The organism is Ramlibacter sp. 2FC, assembly GCF_005503345.1.
GTDB lineage: Bacteria > Pseudomonadota > Gammaproteobacteria > Burkholderiales > Burkholderiaceae_C > SCMQ01.
Genome location: NZ_SCMM01000024.1, coordinates 1 through 14,866 on the forward strand (window position 1 = coordinate 1; position 14,866 = coordinate 14,866).

Consider the following 14,866-nt stretch of genomic DNA (forward strand, 5'->3'; position numbering starts at 1 on the left):
ACACCCTCACGAATGTGCACGCATGACTCGGGGCCGCCGTAGCTGGCTAAGCCTTCAACGTATGACTCTTTCATTCACAACACTTTGCCGGTTTTGACCGGCGCACGGAGACAAGCACATGACGACCCGACGCGACTTCACTCGCAGCCTCTGCGGCACCGCCGCACTCGCCGCGCTCGGCCTGCCCCTGGCCGCACGTGCCCAGGGCTCGCTGGAACTGGCCAAGATCCTGGTCGGCTTCCCGGCCGGCGGCACCACCGACGCCTTGTCGCGCCGCGTCGCCGACAAGCTGCGAGGGCAATACGCGGGCAACGTGGTGGTCGAGAACAAGCCCGGCGCGGGCGGCCAGATCGCCGTGACCACGCTCAAGGACAGCCCCGCCGACGGCAGCGTGATGCTGCTCACGCCGGCCTCGATGCTGAGCATCTACCCCTTCACCTACCCGCGCCTGCCCTACAAGCTGGACGACGTGGCGCCGGTCTCGGTGGCCTGCTTCTTCAGCCACGGCTTCGGCGTAGGCCCGGCCGTGCCGGCCAGCGTGAAGAACATCAAGGACTTCCTGGCCTGGGCCAAGGCCAATCCGGACAAGGCCAACTACGGCTCGCCGGCCGCGGGCTCCATGCCCCACCTGCTGGCAGCGCTGCTGGCCAAGGTCACGGGCGCGGACCTCAAGCACATCCCCTACCGCGGCTCGGCCCCCGGCATCCAGGACCTGCTGGGCGGCCAGATCTCGGCCATGTCGTCGCCGGTGGGCGACTACCTGCCCTACCTCAAGACCGGCAAGCTGCGCCTGCTGGCCGTCTCGGGCACCCAGCGCAATCCCTTCGCGCCCGAGGTGCCGACCTACCGCGAGCAAGGGTTCCCGCTGACCATGCGCGAGTGGTACGGCTTCTTCCTGCCCGGCAAGGCCTCGCCCCAGACCCTGCGCCGCGCCGCGGCCTACCTGCAGCCGGCCCTGGCCCAGCCCGACGTGGTCGCCAGCATGGCCCAGGTCGGCATGGAGGTGCAGTCCTCGACCCCCGAGCAGTTGGCCGACTGGCTGAAGGCCGACGCCGAGGAATGGCGCCGCGTGATCAAGACCATAGGCTTCACGGCCGAGTCCTGATCGCCCGACCCGATCGCTTCTTTCAACCACAACGGAGACAAACCATGATGAACCGCCGCAACTTCGTGCAGGCCCTGGGCGCCGCCGGCACCCTGGCCGCACTGGCCCCGCACCAGGCCTTCGCCCAGGCGCTGGAGTTGGTCAAGATCGTCAATGGCTTTCCTGCCGGCGGCACCGCCGACGTGACCAGCCGCCGCGTCGGCGACAAGCTGGGCGGCGGCGCCTACGCCAGGAACCCGGCCGTGGTCGAGAACAAGACCGGCGCCGCCGGCCGCATCGCCTGCGAGACGGTGAAGAACGCCCAACCCGACGGCGCCACCCTGCTGCTGACCCCCTACTCGATGATGTCGGTCTACCCGCACATCTACGCCAAGCTCAGCTACGACCCGTTCAAGGACTTCGTGCCGGTGGGCATGGCCTCCATGCTCACGCACGGCCTGGCCGTGGGCCCGCTGGTGCCGGCCTCGGTCAAGACCGTGAAGGACTACCTGGCCTGGGCCAAGGCCAACCCCAAGGACGCGAGCTACAGCTCGCCCGCCGCCGGCTCGACGCCGCATTTCCTGGGCGCGCTGATGGGCATCAACGCCGGCGTGGACCTCAAGCATGTGCCCTACCGCGGCTCGGTGCCAGGGGTGGCCGACATGATCGGCGGCCAGCTGGCCTCCATGGTCACGCCGCACGGCGACTTCCTGGCCAACCACAAGGCCGGCAAGATCCGCGTGCTGGCCACTTCGGGCAAGTCCCGCTCGCCCTTCCTGCCCGAGGTGCCCACCTTCGCCGAGCAGGGCTTCCCCGAGCTGACCGTGGAAGAGTGGTTCGGCTTCTACGCCCCGGCCAAGACCCCGGCCAGCGTGGTGGCCAACGCCAACGCAGCGATCAACCTCGCGCTCAAGGACAAGACCGTGATCGACAGCCTGGCGATCTCCGGCCTGGTGCCCGTGGGCGGCTCGCCCGAGGCCATGGCCAAGGACATGAAGGCTCAGTACGATTACTGGGGCCCCATCGTCAAGAAGATCGGCTTCACCGCCGAGTCCTGATCGCCAACCGCCGCCCGGAGCACCATGAACGCCTACCAGCCCCGTACCGATGAAATGGCCTTCCTGCTCGAGCAGGTGCTGCAGGCGCCCGCACGCCTGCAGGCCCTGCCGGCGTTCGCCGAGGCCGACCCTGAGCTGATGCGCCAGGTGCTCGAGGAGGCCGGCAAGTTCGCCGGCGAGGTGGTGGCGCCTTTGAACCGGGATGGCGACGAGAGCGGCTGCCGGCACGAGCTGGTGGACGGGGTGGGCCGCGTGAGCACCCCGCCGGGTTTTCGCGAGGCCTACCAGGCCTTCTGGCAGGCCGGCTGGCCGGCCCTGTCCGCCGCGCCTGAGGACGGCGGCCAGGGCCTGCCCGCCGTGCTGGAGGCCATGCTCTACGAGATGCTGAGCGCCGCCAACCACGGCTGGACCATGGCGCCCGGCCTGCTGCACGGCGCCTACGAATGCCTCAAGCACCACGGCAGCGAGGAGCTGAAAGCGCGCTACCTGGCCAAGATCGCCAGCGGCGAATGGCTGGCCACCATGTGCCTGACCGAGCCCCAGGCCGGCAGCGACCTGGGCCTGGCGCGCACCAAGGCCCTGCCGCAGGCCGACGGCAGCTACGCGCTCAGCGGCAGCAAGATCTTCATCTCGGGCGGCGAGCACGACCTCACGGACAACATCGTGCACCTGGTGCTGGCCCGCCTGCCCGATGCCCCGCCCGGCCCCAGGGGCCTGTCGCTGTTCCTGGTGCCCAAGTTCTACCCCGACGGCCAGCGCAGCGCCGTGCACTGCGAGCGCATCGAGGAAAAGATGGGCCTGCACGGCAGCGCCACCTGCGTGATGCGCTTCGACGAGGCCCAGAGCTGGATCGTTGGCGAGCCGGGGCGCGGCCTGAACGCCATGTTCCTCATGATGAACGCGGCGCGCCTGCATGTGGCGCTGCAGGGCATAGGACTGCTCGACGCGGCCTGGCAGAAGGCCGACGCCTACGCCAAGGAGCGTCGCCAGATGCGCGCCCCCGGGACCGATGCCGCCAGCGAGGCCAGCCCGATCGCCGAGCACCCGGCCATGCGCCGCATCCTCGACACCCAGCGCGCCTGGATCGACGGCGGCCGCGTGCTGGCCTACCGCACCGGCGTGGAGCTGGACATGCTCAAGCACCACCCTGACGCCGCGCGGCGCGAAGCCGCGCAGCGCTGGTGCAGCCTGGTCACGCCGGTGCTCAAGGCGGCCTGCACGCACCAGGCCTTCCACGGCGGCAGCGACTGCCTGCAGGTGTTCGGCGGCCATGGCTACGTGCGCGAATGGGGCATAGAGCAGATCCTGCGCGACGCACGCGTGGCCATGATCTACGAGGGCACGAACGAGATCCAGGCCATCGACCTGCTGGTGCGCAAGGTGCTGGCAGACGGCGGCGCCGGCTTCTCGGCCCTGCTGCACGACCTGCGCCAGGACCTGGACCCCAGCCATGCGCCGGACGCGCAGGCGCTGCGCCTGCTGGCGGCCCTGGGCGAAGCCACGCACGAGCTGGCCGAGGCCCGCGCCCAGGACCCGGCCCTGCCCTACTGGGTGGCCGACGACTACCTGCGCGCCGTGGCCCTGGCCCTGCTGGCCTGGGCCTGGGCGCGCATCGAGGCCGGCGTGCATGCGCGCCTGACGGCCTCGGACGAAGCCGCCGCGGACCCCGCGCTGCAGACCCGCTGGCAGGCGCCCGCCCAGGCGCTGCGCCACTGGGTGCTGCCCGAGTTCGAGATGCGCCTGCAGATCGTGCGCACGCGCTGCCGCGACGCCGCCTCGGCTGACTGATCAAACCGACCGACCCCAGGGCTGGCGCGGTGCCGCGCGGCGCGCAGCCCCCTTTATGATGCGACGCATGGTCACCAAAGCGCCCGTTTCGCCCAACGCGCATGCACCCGCCCCGGCCGTCGAGCGGGTGGACACCCGCTACCTGCAGACCCTGATCGGCTACAACGCGAGGCGCGCGGCGCTGACCATCATCGGTGAATTCCTGGAGCGCATGGCGGTCTACGAGCTGCGGCCGGTCGACTTCTCCGTGCTCTCGCTGATCACGCACAACCCCGGCATCACCTCACGCCAGCTCTGCAGCGCGCTCAACATCCTGCCGCCCAATCTGGTCGGCATGATCAGCGCGCTCGAGAAAAAGCGCGGCCTGATCGAGCGGCGGCCCCACCCGCACGACGGCCGCGCCATGGGACTGCACCTGACCGCCGCCGGCCGGCGGCTGATGCTCGACGCCGAGCGCACCGCGAGCGAGCTGGAGACCGCAGCCACCTCGCGCCTCACCGACACCGAGCGCAAGACCCTGATCCGGCTGCTGCAGAAGATCTACCTCTGAACGGCGCCGCGCCGGCCGGCGCAGCCCCCTGCGCGCGCAGCTATCAAACCTGTAGCATCCGCCAAAACTGCGCTATATTCAGACCGCCCCGGCAGCGGCAGAGGAGAACAACAGGAATGAGTGCCAAGGAAAACACAGCCATCCACCAGCTGCTGGGACTGCTCGAAGCCCGTTACGCGCTGCGTGTGCTGTGGGCCCTGCGCGATGGCCATGCCCAGACCTTCCGGCTGCTGCAGGACAGCGTGGGCGGCATCACCCCCAACACCCTGAACACGCGCCTCAAGGAGCTGCGCGGCGCCGAGCTCATCGCCCACGGCGGCGAGGGTTACAGCCTCACCGCCGCCGGCCTGGACCTGACCAAGCGCCTGTCGGACCTGCCGGCCTTCGCCGCCAAGTGGACGGCGAACCAGGCCAGGAAGAAGGAAAAGCCGGCCTGAGCAGCGCCGGCCCGGCGACCACCCCACCGATTTCCCACCCCGCGTCATCACCATGAACCTGAGCTCGCTTCTGACCCCCGCCTCCTGCCTGCCCCAGGACGCCGACCGCGCCCTGCTGATCGCCCGCATCTGGGTGCAGGGCAGCGGCCCGGTGCTGGTGCGCGTGCAAGGCGAGGGCCTGCACGACCTCTCGCCGCTGGCGCCCACCAGCAGTGCCCTGCTGGAGCTGCCAGACCCGGCCGCCGCCGTGCGCGCCTTCGCGGCGCCGCGCATCGCCGACACCGCCGCCGTGCTGGCCAACTCGGCCGCCGACGCGCGCGACCCGGCCCTGCCCTGGTTCCTCCCACCCTGCGACCTGCAGGCCATCAAGGCCTCGGGCGTGACCTTCGTCGCCTCCATGCTCGAGCGCGTGATCGAGGAGCAGGCGCGCGGCGACGCCGCCAAGGCCGAGGCGGTGCGCAGCGCCGTGGTGGCGGTGATCGGCGACAACCTGCGCAGCGTGCGCCCCGGCTCGGCCGAGGCCCTGCAGCTCAAGGAAGTGCTGCTGGCCCAGGGCGTGTGGAGCCAGTACCTGGAAGTCGGCATAGGCCCCGACGCCGAGATCTTCACCAAGTCCCAGCCCATGAGCGCGGTGGGCCCGGGCGCCGAGGTCGGCATCCACCCCGCCAGCGCCTGGAACAACCCCGAGCCCGAGGTGGTGCTGGCCGTCAACTCGCGCGGCGAGGTGCGCGGCGCGGCCCTGGGCAACGACGTCAACCTGCGCGACTTCGAGGGCCGCAGCGCCCTGCTCTTGGGCAAGGCCAAGGACAACAACGCCAGCTGCGCGATCGGCCCCTTCGTACGCCTGTTCGACGCGGATTTCGGCATCGACGACGTGCGCCGCTGCGAGCTGTCGATGCAGGTCGCCGGGCCGGACGGCTTCGTCATGCAGGGCGCGAGCTCGCTCCAGCAGATCAGCCGCGACCCGCTGGACCTGGTGGGCCAGGCCATGGGCGCCAACCACCAGTACCCCGACGGCTGCATGCTGTTCCTGGGCACCATGTTCGCGCCCACCCAGGACCGGCATGGCCCGGGCCAGGGCTTCACCCATGTGGTCGGCGACCTGGTCACGGTGGCCACGCCGGCGCTAGGCGCCCTGGTCAACCGCGTCAACCACTCGGACCGCGTGCCGCCCTGGACCTACGGCATGGGCGCGCTGATGCGCGACCTGGCGCGGCGCGGCCTGCTGGCATAATTCCGGGCTGTTCCCCCTCCTCCATCTGCGCGCATCCGGCCGTCCCGCACGGGCCACCTGCGCCCCAGGCAAACAGCAAAGGAATGCCCATGATCACCACCCCGTCCGGCCTGCAGTACGAAGACACCGTCGTGGGCAGCGGCGCCGAGGCCCAGAAGGGCCAGCATGTCAGCGTGCACTACACCGGCTGGCTCTACAACAACGGCCAGCAGGGCAGCAAGTTCGACTCCAGCCGCGACCGCAACGACCCCTTCGAGTTCGCGCTCGGCGCCGGCATGGTGATCCGCGGCTGGGACGAGGGCGTGGCCGGCATGAAGGTCGGCGGCCAGCGCACCCTGCTCATCCCGGCCGCCCTGGGCTACGGCGCGCGCGGCGCCGGCGGCGTGATCCCGCCCAACGCCACGCTCAAGTTCGACGTGGAACTGCTGGCCGTCTCGGCCTGATTCGCCCGCTCGGGCCTGGACCGCGCGTCCGGGCCCCGGTCCGGCCCCGGCGCCGGGCGCCACTCCCCCCCTTGAAATACCGCCCAGCGCCCCGATCTAGGCCCGCATTGCACTTCTTTTTCCGGCGAAAACGCATGTCCGAAAACCAACAACCCGAACTGAATCAAGCACTTGGGGAGGCGCCCAGCCCCGAGGAACTGGCCGCGGCCGGCGCCGGCGAGGCCGACGCGCTGGCCCAGGCCCAGGCCGAGATCGGCGTCCTGCAGGCCAAGAACACCGAGCTGGCCGAGCAGAGCCTGCGCGCCCTGGCCGACGCGCAGAACGCGCGCCGGCGCGCCGACGAGGAGATCGCCAAGAGCCGCAAGTTCGCCGTGGAAGGCTTCGCCGAGAACCTGCTGCCGGTGCTCGACAGCCTGGAAGCGGGCCTGGCAGTGAAGGAAGCCACGCCCGAGCAGATCCGCGAGGGGGCCGAGGCCACGCTGCGCCAGCTCAGGAGCGCGCTCGAGCGCAACAAGGTGATCGAGATCAACCCCGCCGCGGGCGCGAAGTTCGACCCGCACCAGCACCAGGCGATCAGCATGGTGCCGGCCGAGCAGGAAGCCAACACCGTGGTCACGGTGCTGCAAAAGGGCTACCTGATCGCCGAGCGCGTGCTGCGCCCGGCCCTGGTGACGGTGGCCGCGCCGAAATGAAGACATGACTTGAAACCCTTCAAGTTATCCACAAGTTACTGATATCCAACTTTTTCAAAGAATCGCGGAGAACGTCATGGGAAAAATCATCGGCATCGATCTGGGCACCACCAACAGCTGCGTGTCCATCATGGAAGGCAACACCACCAAGGTGATCGAGAATTCCGAGGGCGCGCGCACCACGCCGTCCATCGTGGCCTACCAGGAGGACGGTGAGGTGCTGGTCGGCGCCTCGGCCAAGCGCCAGGCCGTGACCAACCCCAAAAACACCCTGTACGCCATCAAGCGCCTGATCGGCCGCAAGTTCGCCGAAAAGGAAGTGCAGAAGGACATCGACCTGATGCCCTACAAGATCGTGGCCGCCGACAACGGCGACGCCTGGGTCGAAGTGCGCGGCAAGCAGATCTCCGCCCAGCAAGTCTCCGCCGACATCCTGCGCAAGATGAAGAAGACCGCCGAGGACTATCTCGGCGAGCCGGTGACCGAAGCCGTGATCACGGTGCCGGCCTACTTCAACGACTCGCAGCGCCAGGCCACCAAGGACGCCGGCCGCATCGCGGGCCTGGAAGTCAAGCGCATCATCAACGAGCCCACGGCCGCGGCCCTGGCCTTCGGCCTGGACAAGCAGGAAAAGGGCGACCGCAAGATCGCCGTCTATGACCTGGGCGGCGGCACCTTCGACATCTCCATCATCGAGATCGCCGACGTCGAGGGCGAGAAGCAGTTCGAGGTGCTGTCGACCAACGGCGACACCTTCCTGGGCGGTGAGGACTTCGACCAGCGCATCATCGACTACATCATCGGCGAGTTCAAGAAAGAGCAGGGCGTGGACCTGTCCAAGGACGTGCTGGCCCTGCAGCGCCTGAAGGAAGCCGCCGAGAAGGCCAAGATCGAGCTGTCCAACAGCGCGCAAACCGACATCAACCTGCCCTACGTCACGGCCGACGCGACCGGCCCCAAGCACCTGAACATCAAGCTGACCCGCGCCAAGCTGGAAAGCCTGGTCGAGGAGCTGATCGAGCGCACCATCGCGCCCTGCCGCACCGCGATCAAGGACGCCGGCGTGTCGGTTTCCGACATCCACGACGTGATCCTGGTCGGCGGCATGACCCGCATGCCCAAGGTGCAGGACAAGGTCAAGGAATTCTTCGGCAAGGAGCCGCGCAAGGACGTGAACCCCGACGAGGCCGTGGCCGTGGGCGCCGCGATCCAGGGCCAGGTGCTCTCGGGCGACCGCAAGGACGTGCTGCTGCTGGACGTCACGCCGCTGTCGCTGGGCATCGAGACCCTGGGCGGCGTGATGACCAAGATGATCAGCAAGAACACCACCATCCCGACCAAGTTCGCGCAGACCTTCTCCACCGCCGACGACAACCAGCCGGCCGTGACCATCAAGGTGTTCCAGGGCGAGCGCGAGATCGCCAGCGGCAACAAGCTGCTGGGCGAGTTCAACCTCGAAGGCATCCCGCCGTCGCCGCGCGGCCTGCCGCAGATCGAGGTGTCGTTCGACATCGACGCCAACGGCATCCTGCACGTGGGCGCCAAGGACAAGGGCACGGGCAAGGAAAACAAGATCACGATCAAGGCCAACTCGGGCCTGTCCGAGGCCGAGATCCAGCAGATGGTCAAGGACGCCGAGCTCAACGCCGCCGAGGACCACAAGAAGTTCGAGCTGGTCCAGGCGCGCAACCAGGCCGACGCCACGGTGCACAGCGTGAAGAAGAGCCTGACCGAGTACGGCGACAAGCTCGAGGCCGGAGAGAAGGACAAGATCGAGGCCGCGATCAAGGAGCTTGAAGAGGCCATCAAGGGCGACGACAAGGCCGCCATCGAGGCCAAGAGCAACGAGCTGATGGCCGCCAGCCAGAAGCTCGGCGAGAAGATGTACGCCGACATGCAGGCGCAGCAGGCCGCCGGCCAGGCCGCGGGTGGCGAGGCCGGCGCCCAGGCGGGGCCGGCCGGCGGCGACGACAACGTGGTCGATGCCGAGGTCAAGGAAGTCAAGAAGGGCTGATCGCCGCTGCCCGGCAGCGCCCGCCGCGTTTGAACGATTCCGCGCTGGAATCTTCAGCGCGGCGTTCTTGTTGAAACGGTTTGAACCACACGATGGCCAAGAGAGACTTTTACGAAGTGCTGGGCGTTCCCAAGAACGCCTCGGACGAGGAAATCAAGAAGGCGTATCGCAAGCTCGCGATGAAGCACCACCCTGACCGCAACCAGGGTGACGCCGGCAAGGACGCCGAGGCCAAGTTCAAGGAAGCCAAGGAAGCCTACGAAATGCTCTCGGACGCGCAGAAACGCGCGGCCTACGACCAGTACGGCCACGCCGGCGTGGACCCGAACATGCGCGGCCCCGGCGGCGCTGGCGCGGAGGGCTTCGGCGGCTTCGCCGAGGCCTTCGGCGACATCTTCGGCGACATCTTCGGCCAGGGCCGCGGCGGCGCGGGCCGCGGCGGGCGCCAGGTCTACCGCGGCTCGGACCTGAGCTACGCGATGGAGATCACGCTGGAGGAAGCGGCCCACGGCAAGGACGCCCAGATCCGCATCCCGACCTGGGAAAACTGCGACACCTGCCACGGCAGCGGCGCCAAGCCCGGCACCAGCCCCAAGGCCTGCGGCACCTGCCACGGCGCGGGCGTGGTGCAGATGCGCCAGGGCTTCTTCAGCGTGCAGCAGACCTGCCCGCACTGCCACGGTTCGGGCAAGATCATCGCCGACCCCTGCACCAGCTGCCACGGCCAGGGCAGGCTCAAGAAGCAGAAGACCCTGGAAGTCAAGATCCCGGCCGGCATCGACGACGGCATGCGCATCCGCAGCGCCGGCAACGGCGAGCCCGGCACCAACGGCGGGCCGCCCGGCGACCTCTACATCGAGATCCGCCTCAAGAAGCACGACATTTTCGAGCGCGACGGCGACGACCTGCACTGCTCGGTGCCGATCAGCTTCACCACGGCCGCCCTGGGCGGCGAGATCGAGGTGCCGACGCTGGCCGGCAAGGCCGCCATCGACATCCCCGAGGGCACCCAGGCCGGCAAGCAGTTCCGCCTGCGCGGCAAGGGCATCAAGGGCGTGCGCTCCAGCTACCCGGGCGACCTGTACTGCCACGTGACCATAGAGACCCCGGTCAAGCTCACCGAGCACCAGCGCAAGCTGCTCAAGGAGCTCGAGGAGTCGATCAAGAAAGGCGGCGGCAAGCACTCGCCGACCGGCGACACCTGGACCGACCGCCTGAAGAGCTTCTTCGGCGCCTGATCGCGAAGCGGGGCTCTGGTGGGCCTCGTGGGTATCATGGGCCCATGAGCGTCACCATCAGCTTCCTCGGTGGCGCCAGCACGGTCACCGGCTCCAAATACCTGGTCCAGTCCAGCGGCCACAGCCTGCTGGTCGACTGCGGGCTGTTCCAGGGCTACAAGCAGCTGCGGCTGCGCAACTGGCAGCCGCTGCCCGTGGTGCCTGGCCAGGTCCAGGCCGTGGTCCTGACCCATGCCCATCTGGACCACAGCGGCTACCTGCCGCTGCTGGTGCGCGAGGGTTTTCACGGCCGTGTCTGGGCCACGCCGGCCACCCAGGATCTGTGCGGCATCCTGCTGCCCGACAGCGGCCACCTCCAGGAAGAGGACGCGGCCTTCGCCAACCGGCACGGCTTTTCCAAACATACCCCTGCCCTGCCCCTGTACACGCGCCAGGACGCGCTGCGCTGCCTCAAGCAGATCAAGCCCGTTCCCGTGGGCCAGGCCTTCGAGCCCATCCGCGGCTGGCTGGCGCGCTTCTACTCGGCCGGCCACATCCTGGGCGCGGCCAGCCTGCTGCTGGAGGTCGGGGGCCGGCGCATCCTGTTCTCGGGCGATCTGGGCCGCAGCGACGACCTGCTGATGAACCCGCCCGCGGCCCCGCCGGCCGCCGACACGGTGCTGATCGAGTCGACCTACGGCGACCGGCAGCACCCGGCCGGCGACGTCGCATCCGAGCTCGCCCCGGCCCTGCAGCGCCTGGCCGTGCGCGGCGGCGTGGCCGTGGTGCCGGTGTTCGCCGTCGGCCGCGCCCAGACCCTGCTGCACACCATCGCCCAGCTCAAGGAGCGCAAGCTCATCCCGGCCTCGCTGCCGGTGTTCCTGGACAGCCCGATGGCGGTCCACACCACCGACCTGTTCAGCCGCCACCTGGGCGAACACCGGCTCGACGCGCGTCAAACCCATGCCCTGACCCGGGCCGCGACCAGGGTCGAGACGCCCGAGCAGTCCAAGGCGCTCGCGCAGCGCCACGGCCCCATGGTGATCCTGGCGGCCAGCGGCATGGCCACCGGCGGCCGCGTGCTGCACCACCTGGCCCTGTACGCAGGCGATCACCGCAACATGGTCATCCTGACCGGCTACCAGGCGCGCGGCTGGCTGCTGGCGAGCAGCAGCTGCGCATCCACGGCCAGGACGTGGCGGTGCGCGCCGAGGTGGTGCAGCTGGCCACGGCCTCGGCCCATGCCGACGCCAACCAGCTGCTGGCCTGGCTGCGCTGCAGCCCCCGCCCGCCGGGTCAGGTCTACGTGGTGCACGGCGACATGGCGGCCTCGGACATGCTGCGCGAGCGCATCGAGCATGAGCTGCACTGGCGCGCCATGGTGCCCGAACACGGTGCCACCTGGCCGGCCTGAGCGTCCGCCGGGCAATGCCCACACGGCCGTTGGCGCGCCCTCTGGGCGCCCTTAATCCTGCGTTAAGCACAAGCGGCGGCAGGCGCGCCAGAATCCGGCCCCATGTCGCCAACGCTCCCTGTTCCGGGCTCTTCGCCCCTGCACGACGCCGGCGTCCGCGCGCCCGAGGCCACAGGGAAGCATCCGGCATGGCCCCTGCTGCTGGCCAGCCTGTGGATGGCCAGCGTGGCCAACCTGCCGCTGTGGCAGCAGCTGCTGCGCCTGCCCGAGCTGACCAGCTGGCGCGGCCTGGGCTTTGCCCTGGGCCTGGGCGTGATCGTCGGCGCCGCCCTGTGCGGCCTGCTGAGCCTGCTGAGCTGGCGCTGGACGCTCAAGCCGGTGCTGACGCTGAGCCTGCTCGCCGCGGCCGCGGGCGCCTATTTCATGCAGGCCTACGGCGTGGTCATCGACCCCACGATGATGGCCAACGTGCTGCAGACCGACCCGCACGAGACGCGCGACCTGCTCAACTGGCGCCTGTTCGGCACCGTGGCGGGCCTGGGCCTGCTGCCGGCCGGCTGGCTGTGGCGCATGCCGCTGCGGCGGCTGGCGCCGCGGCGCCAGGCGCTGAGCAACGCCGCCACCCTGCTGCTGTCGCTGGCCCTGGCGGCCGGCACCCTGCTGCTGTTCTTCCAGGACTTCTCCTCGCTGATGCGCAACCACACCCAGCTGCGCTACCTGGTCAACCCGCTCAACTCCTTCTACGCCCTGGGCAACCTGGCCGCCAAGCCGCTCCAGCGCCGGAGCGGCCCCCTGCTGCCGCTGGGCCTGGACGCCCAGGCCGCCGCCGTTCCTCAGGACGCCAAGCCGCCGCTGCTGGTGCTGGTGGTTGGCGAGACCGCGCGCATGGACCATTTCGCCCTGAACGGCTACGCCCGCCCGACCACGCCGCGCCTGGCCTCGGAGAACGTGGTGAGCCAGCGCAACGCCTGGTCCTGCGGCACCAGCACCGCGGCCTCGCTGCCCTGCATGTTCTCCGACCTCGGCCGCGAGGGCTTCGACAGCCGCAAGGCCGAGCAGGAGAACCTGGTCGACGTGCTGCAGCACGCGGGCCTGGCGGTGCTGTGGCTGGACAACCAATCGGGTTGCAAGGGCCTGTGCGACCGCGTGCCGCATGCCGCCACCGGCGCGCAGCCGCTGCCCGGGCTGTGCGAGCAGGGCGAGTGCTTCGACGAGGCCATGCTGCAGGGACTGGCCCAGCGCATCGCCGAATTGCCGGCCGAGCGCCGCGCGCGCGGAGTGGTGGTGCTGCTGCACCAGATGGGTAGCCACGGACCGGCGTATTACAGGCGCAGCCCCTCCGCGTTCAAGCGCTTTCTGCCCGAATGCGTCAGCAACGCGCTGCAGGAATGCGAGCGCGAGGCCCTGGTCAATGCCTACGACAACAGCATCGTCTACACCGACCATTTCCTGGCCTCGACCATAGACTGGCTCAAGGCGGAAGAAAGGACGATGTCGCCGGCCCTGATCTATGTCTCGGACCATGGCGAGTCGCTGGGCGAGAACCAGCTCTACCTGCACGGCCTGCCCTGGCGCGTCGCGCCCGACGCGCAAAAGCACGTGCCCTGGATCACCTGGCTGTCGCCCTCCTTCGAGCAGCTGCGCGGCCTGCACACGGACTGCCTGAAGCAGGGCATAGATGCCCCGGTCTCGCACGACCATTTCTTCCACTCGGTGCTCGGCGCCCTGGGCGTGCGCACCGAGGCCTACCGGCCGGCCCAGGACCTCTACGCGCGCTGCCGCGCAGCCTGAAGCCGCTGACCCGGAACCACTTCAGAACAGCCGGCCCTGCCCCGGCGCGGCGGCCGGCCTGAACTGGCCCGTATCGAGCGCTATGCGCTGGCGGTTGAAGCCCAGGCGCGCGCAGGCCTTCTCGAAGCGCTGCCGGATCAGCGCGGACCACAGGCCCTGGCCGCTCATGCGCGTGGCGAAGTCGCCGTCGTAGTCGCGCCCGCCGCGCAGCTCCTGCACGCGCGCCATGACCCGCGCCGCGCGCTGCGGGTAGTGGAGCTGAAGCCATTGCCTGAACAGCGGCGCCAGCTCCCAGGGCAGGCGCAGCACGGTGTAGAAGGCGCTGCGCGCGCCGGCCGCCCAGGCGGCCTCGAGCACCTGCTCCATGTCCTCGTTGACAAAGGGGATCTGGGGCGCCACGCTCACGCCCACCGGCACGCCGGCCTCGGCCAGCCTGGCAATGGTGCGCAACCTGCGCTGGGGCGAGGCGGCGCGCGGCTCCAGGCGCCGCGCCAGCTGCGCGTCCAGCGTGGTGATGGTCACATAGACCGCGGCCAGGCCCTGGGCGGCCATGGGTGCGATCAGGTCCAGGTCGCGCTCCACGCCGCTGCCCTTGGTGACCAGAGAGAACGGATGGCGCGTCTCCTCGAGCAGCTCGAGTACCGAACGCGTGAGCCTGAGCCCGCGCTCGATAGGCTGGTAGCAGTCGGTGGCCGAACCGATGGCCAGCAGCTCGGGCCGGTAGCGCGGCGAAGCGAGTTCGCGCCGCAGCACCTCGGCGATGTTGCGCTTGGCGACGATCTTGGTCTCGAAGTCCAGCCCCGGCGACAGGTTCAGGTAGCTGTGCGTGGGACGCGCGTAGCAGTAGGCGCAGCCATGCTCGCAGCCGCGGTAGGGATTGAGCGAGCGCTCGAACGCGATGTCGGGCGAGTCGTTGGCCGTGATCGCGCTGCGCGCGTCCTCCCAGATCACCTGGGTCGCGGGCGGAGCGCCGCCCTCCGCGAAGCCGGCCTGCAGCGTGTCCCAGCCGTCGTCGAAGGCCTCGCGCGCCTCGCCCGCGAAGCGGTGCGCCAGGCGCGTCGCAGAGCCGCGGCCCTTGAGGGCCTGCAGCGGAACGGTTACGGGCGCGGGGCTCATGACTGTGATTTTATAAGGGGTATCCGCT

General features: G+C 69.7%; 12 protein-coding genes and 1 pseudogene. 12 read left to right on the plus strand and 1 reads right to left on the minus strand.

The annotated features are described in order from the left end of the window. Window positions 1-118 precede the first annotated feature (118 nt). From FFS10_RS12005 to FFS10_RS12060, 12 genes and pseudogenes are all read left to right on the plus strand, one after another. Window positions 119-1,105 (plus strand): Bug family tripartite tricarboxylate transporter substrate binding protein, encoded by a 987-nt coding sequence (locus tag FFS10_RS12005; RefSeq protein WP_137894707.1) that lies wholly within the window; start codon window positions 119-121, stop codon window positions 1,103-1,105. 44 nt (window positions 1,106-1,149) lie between these two features. After that, window positions 1,150-2,142, plus strand: coding sequence for a Bug family tripartite tricarboxylate transporter substrate binding protein (locus FFS10_RS12010; protein ID WP_137894708.1), 993 nt, complete (start codon window positions 1,150-1,152; stop codon window positions 2,140-2,142). Window positions 2,143-2,166: 24 nt separating this feature from the next. Then, the gene (locus tag FFS10_RS12015; RefSeq protein WP_137894709.1) at window positions 2,167-3,930 is read left to right on the plus strand and encodes an acyl-CoA dehydrogenase family protein; all 1,764 of its coding nucleotides are present in this window, start codon (window positions 2,167-2,169) and stop codon (window positions 3,928-3,930) included. Window positions 3,931-3,997: 67 nt separating this feature from the next. Beyond that, a complete protein-coding gene (locus FFS10_RS12020; RefSeq protein ID WP_137894710.1) occupies window positions 3,998-4,480 on the plus strand; it encodes a MarR family winged helix-turn-helix transcriptional regulator in 483 nt (160 codons plus the stop codon). 116 nt (window positions 4,481-4,596) lie between these two features. Then, on the plus strand, window positions 4,597-4,917 hold the full coding sequence (locus FFS10_RS12025; RefSeq protein ID WP_137894711.1) for a winged helix-turn-helix transcriptional regulator: 321 nt from the start codon (window positions 4,597-4,599) through the stop codon (window positions 4,915-4,917). Between the two features lie 52 nt (window positions 4,918-4,969). After that, window positions 4,970-6,151 (plus strand): fumarylacetoacetate hydrolase family protein, encoded by a 1,182-nt coding sequence (locus tag FFS10_RS12030; protein ID WP_171016102.1) that lies wholly within the window; start codon window positions 4,970-4,972, stop codon window positions 6,149-6,151. Window positions 6,152-6,234: 83 nt separating this feature from the next. Further along, window positions 6,235-6,594, plus strand: a complete 360-nt coding sequence (locus tag FFS10_RS12035; RefSeq protein WP_137894713.1) for an FKBP-type peptidyl-prolyl cis-trans isomerase — start codon at window positions 6,235-6,237, stop codon at window positions 6,592-6,594. A gap of 134 nt (window positions 6,595-6,728) precedes the next feature. Then, window positions 6,729-7,286, plus strand: a complete 558-nt coding sequence (gene grpE / locus FFS10_RS12040; RefSeq protein ID WP_137894714.1) for a nucleotide exchange factor GrpE — start codon at window positions 6,729-6,731, stop codon at window positions 7,284-7,286. Between the two features lie 76 nt (window positions 7,287-7,362). Next, window positions 7,363-9,300 (plus strand): molecular chaperone DnaK, encoded by a 1,938-nt coding sequence (gene dnaK, locus FFS10_RS12045; RefSeq protein ID WP_137894715.1) that lies wholly within the window; start codon window positions 7,363-7,365, stop codon window positions 9,298-9,300. A 92-nt stretch (window positions 9,301-9,392) separates the two neighbouring features. Beyond that, window positions 9,393-10,538 carry a molecular chaperone DnaJ gene (dnaJ, locus tag FFS10_RS12050; RefSeq protein WP_137894716.1) on the plus strand — a complete coding sequence of 382 codons (1,146 nt, stop codon included), beginning with the start codon at window positions 9,393-9,395 and terminating at the stop codon, window positions 10,536-10,538. A 44-nt stretch (window positions 10,539-10,582) separates the two neighbouring features. Continuing rightward, a pseudogene (locus tag FFS10_RS12055) lies at window positions 10,583-11,931 on the plus strand (MBL fold metallo-hydrolase RNA specificity domain-containing protein). Between the two features lie 102 nt (window positions 11,932-12,033). After that, window positions 12,034-13,722, plus strand: coding sequence for a phosphoethanolamine transferase (locus FFS10_RS12060; RefSeq protein WP_137894717.1), 1,689 nt, complete (start codon window positions 12,034-12,036; stop codon window positions 13,720-13,722). Window positions 13,723-13,743: 21 nt separating this feature from the next. Here FFS10_RS12060 and FFS10_RS12065 read toward each other — a convergent pair whose 3' ends face one another. Then, window positions 13,744-14,838, minus strand: a complete 1,095-nt coding sequence (locus FFS10_RS12065; protein ID WP_137894718.1) for a PA0069 family radical SAM protein — start codon at window positions 14,836-14,838, stop codon at window positions 13,744-13,746. Window positions 14,839-14,866: the final 28 nt, after the last annotated feature.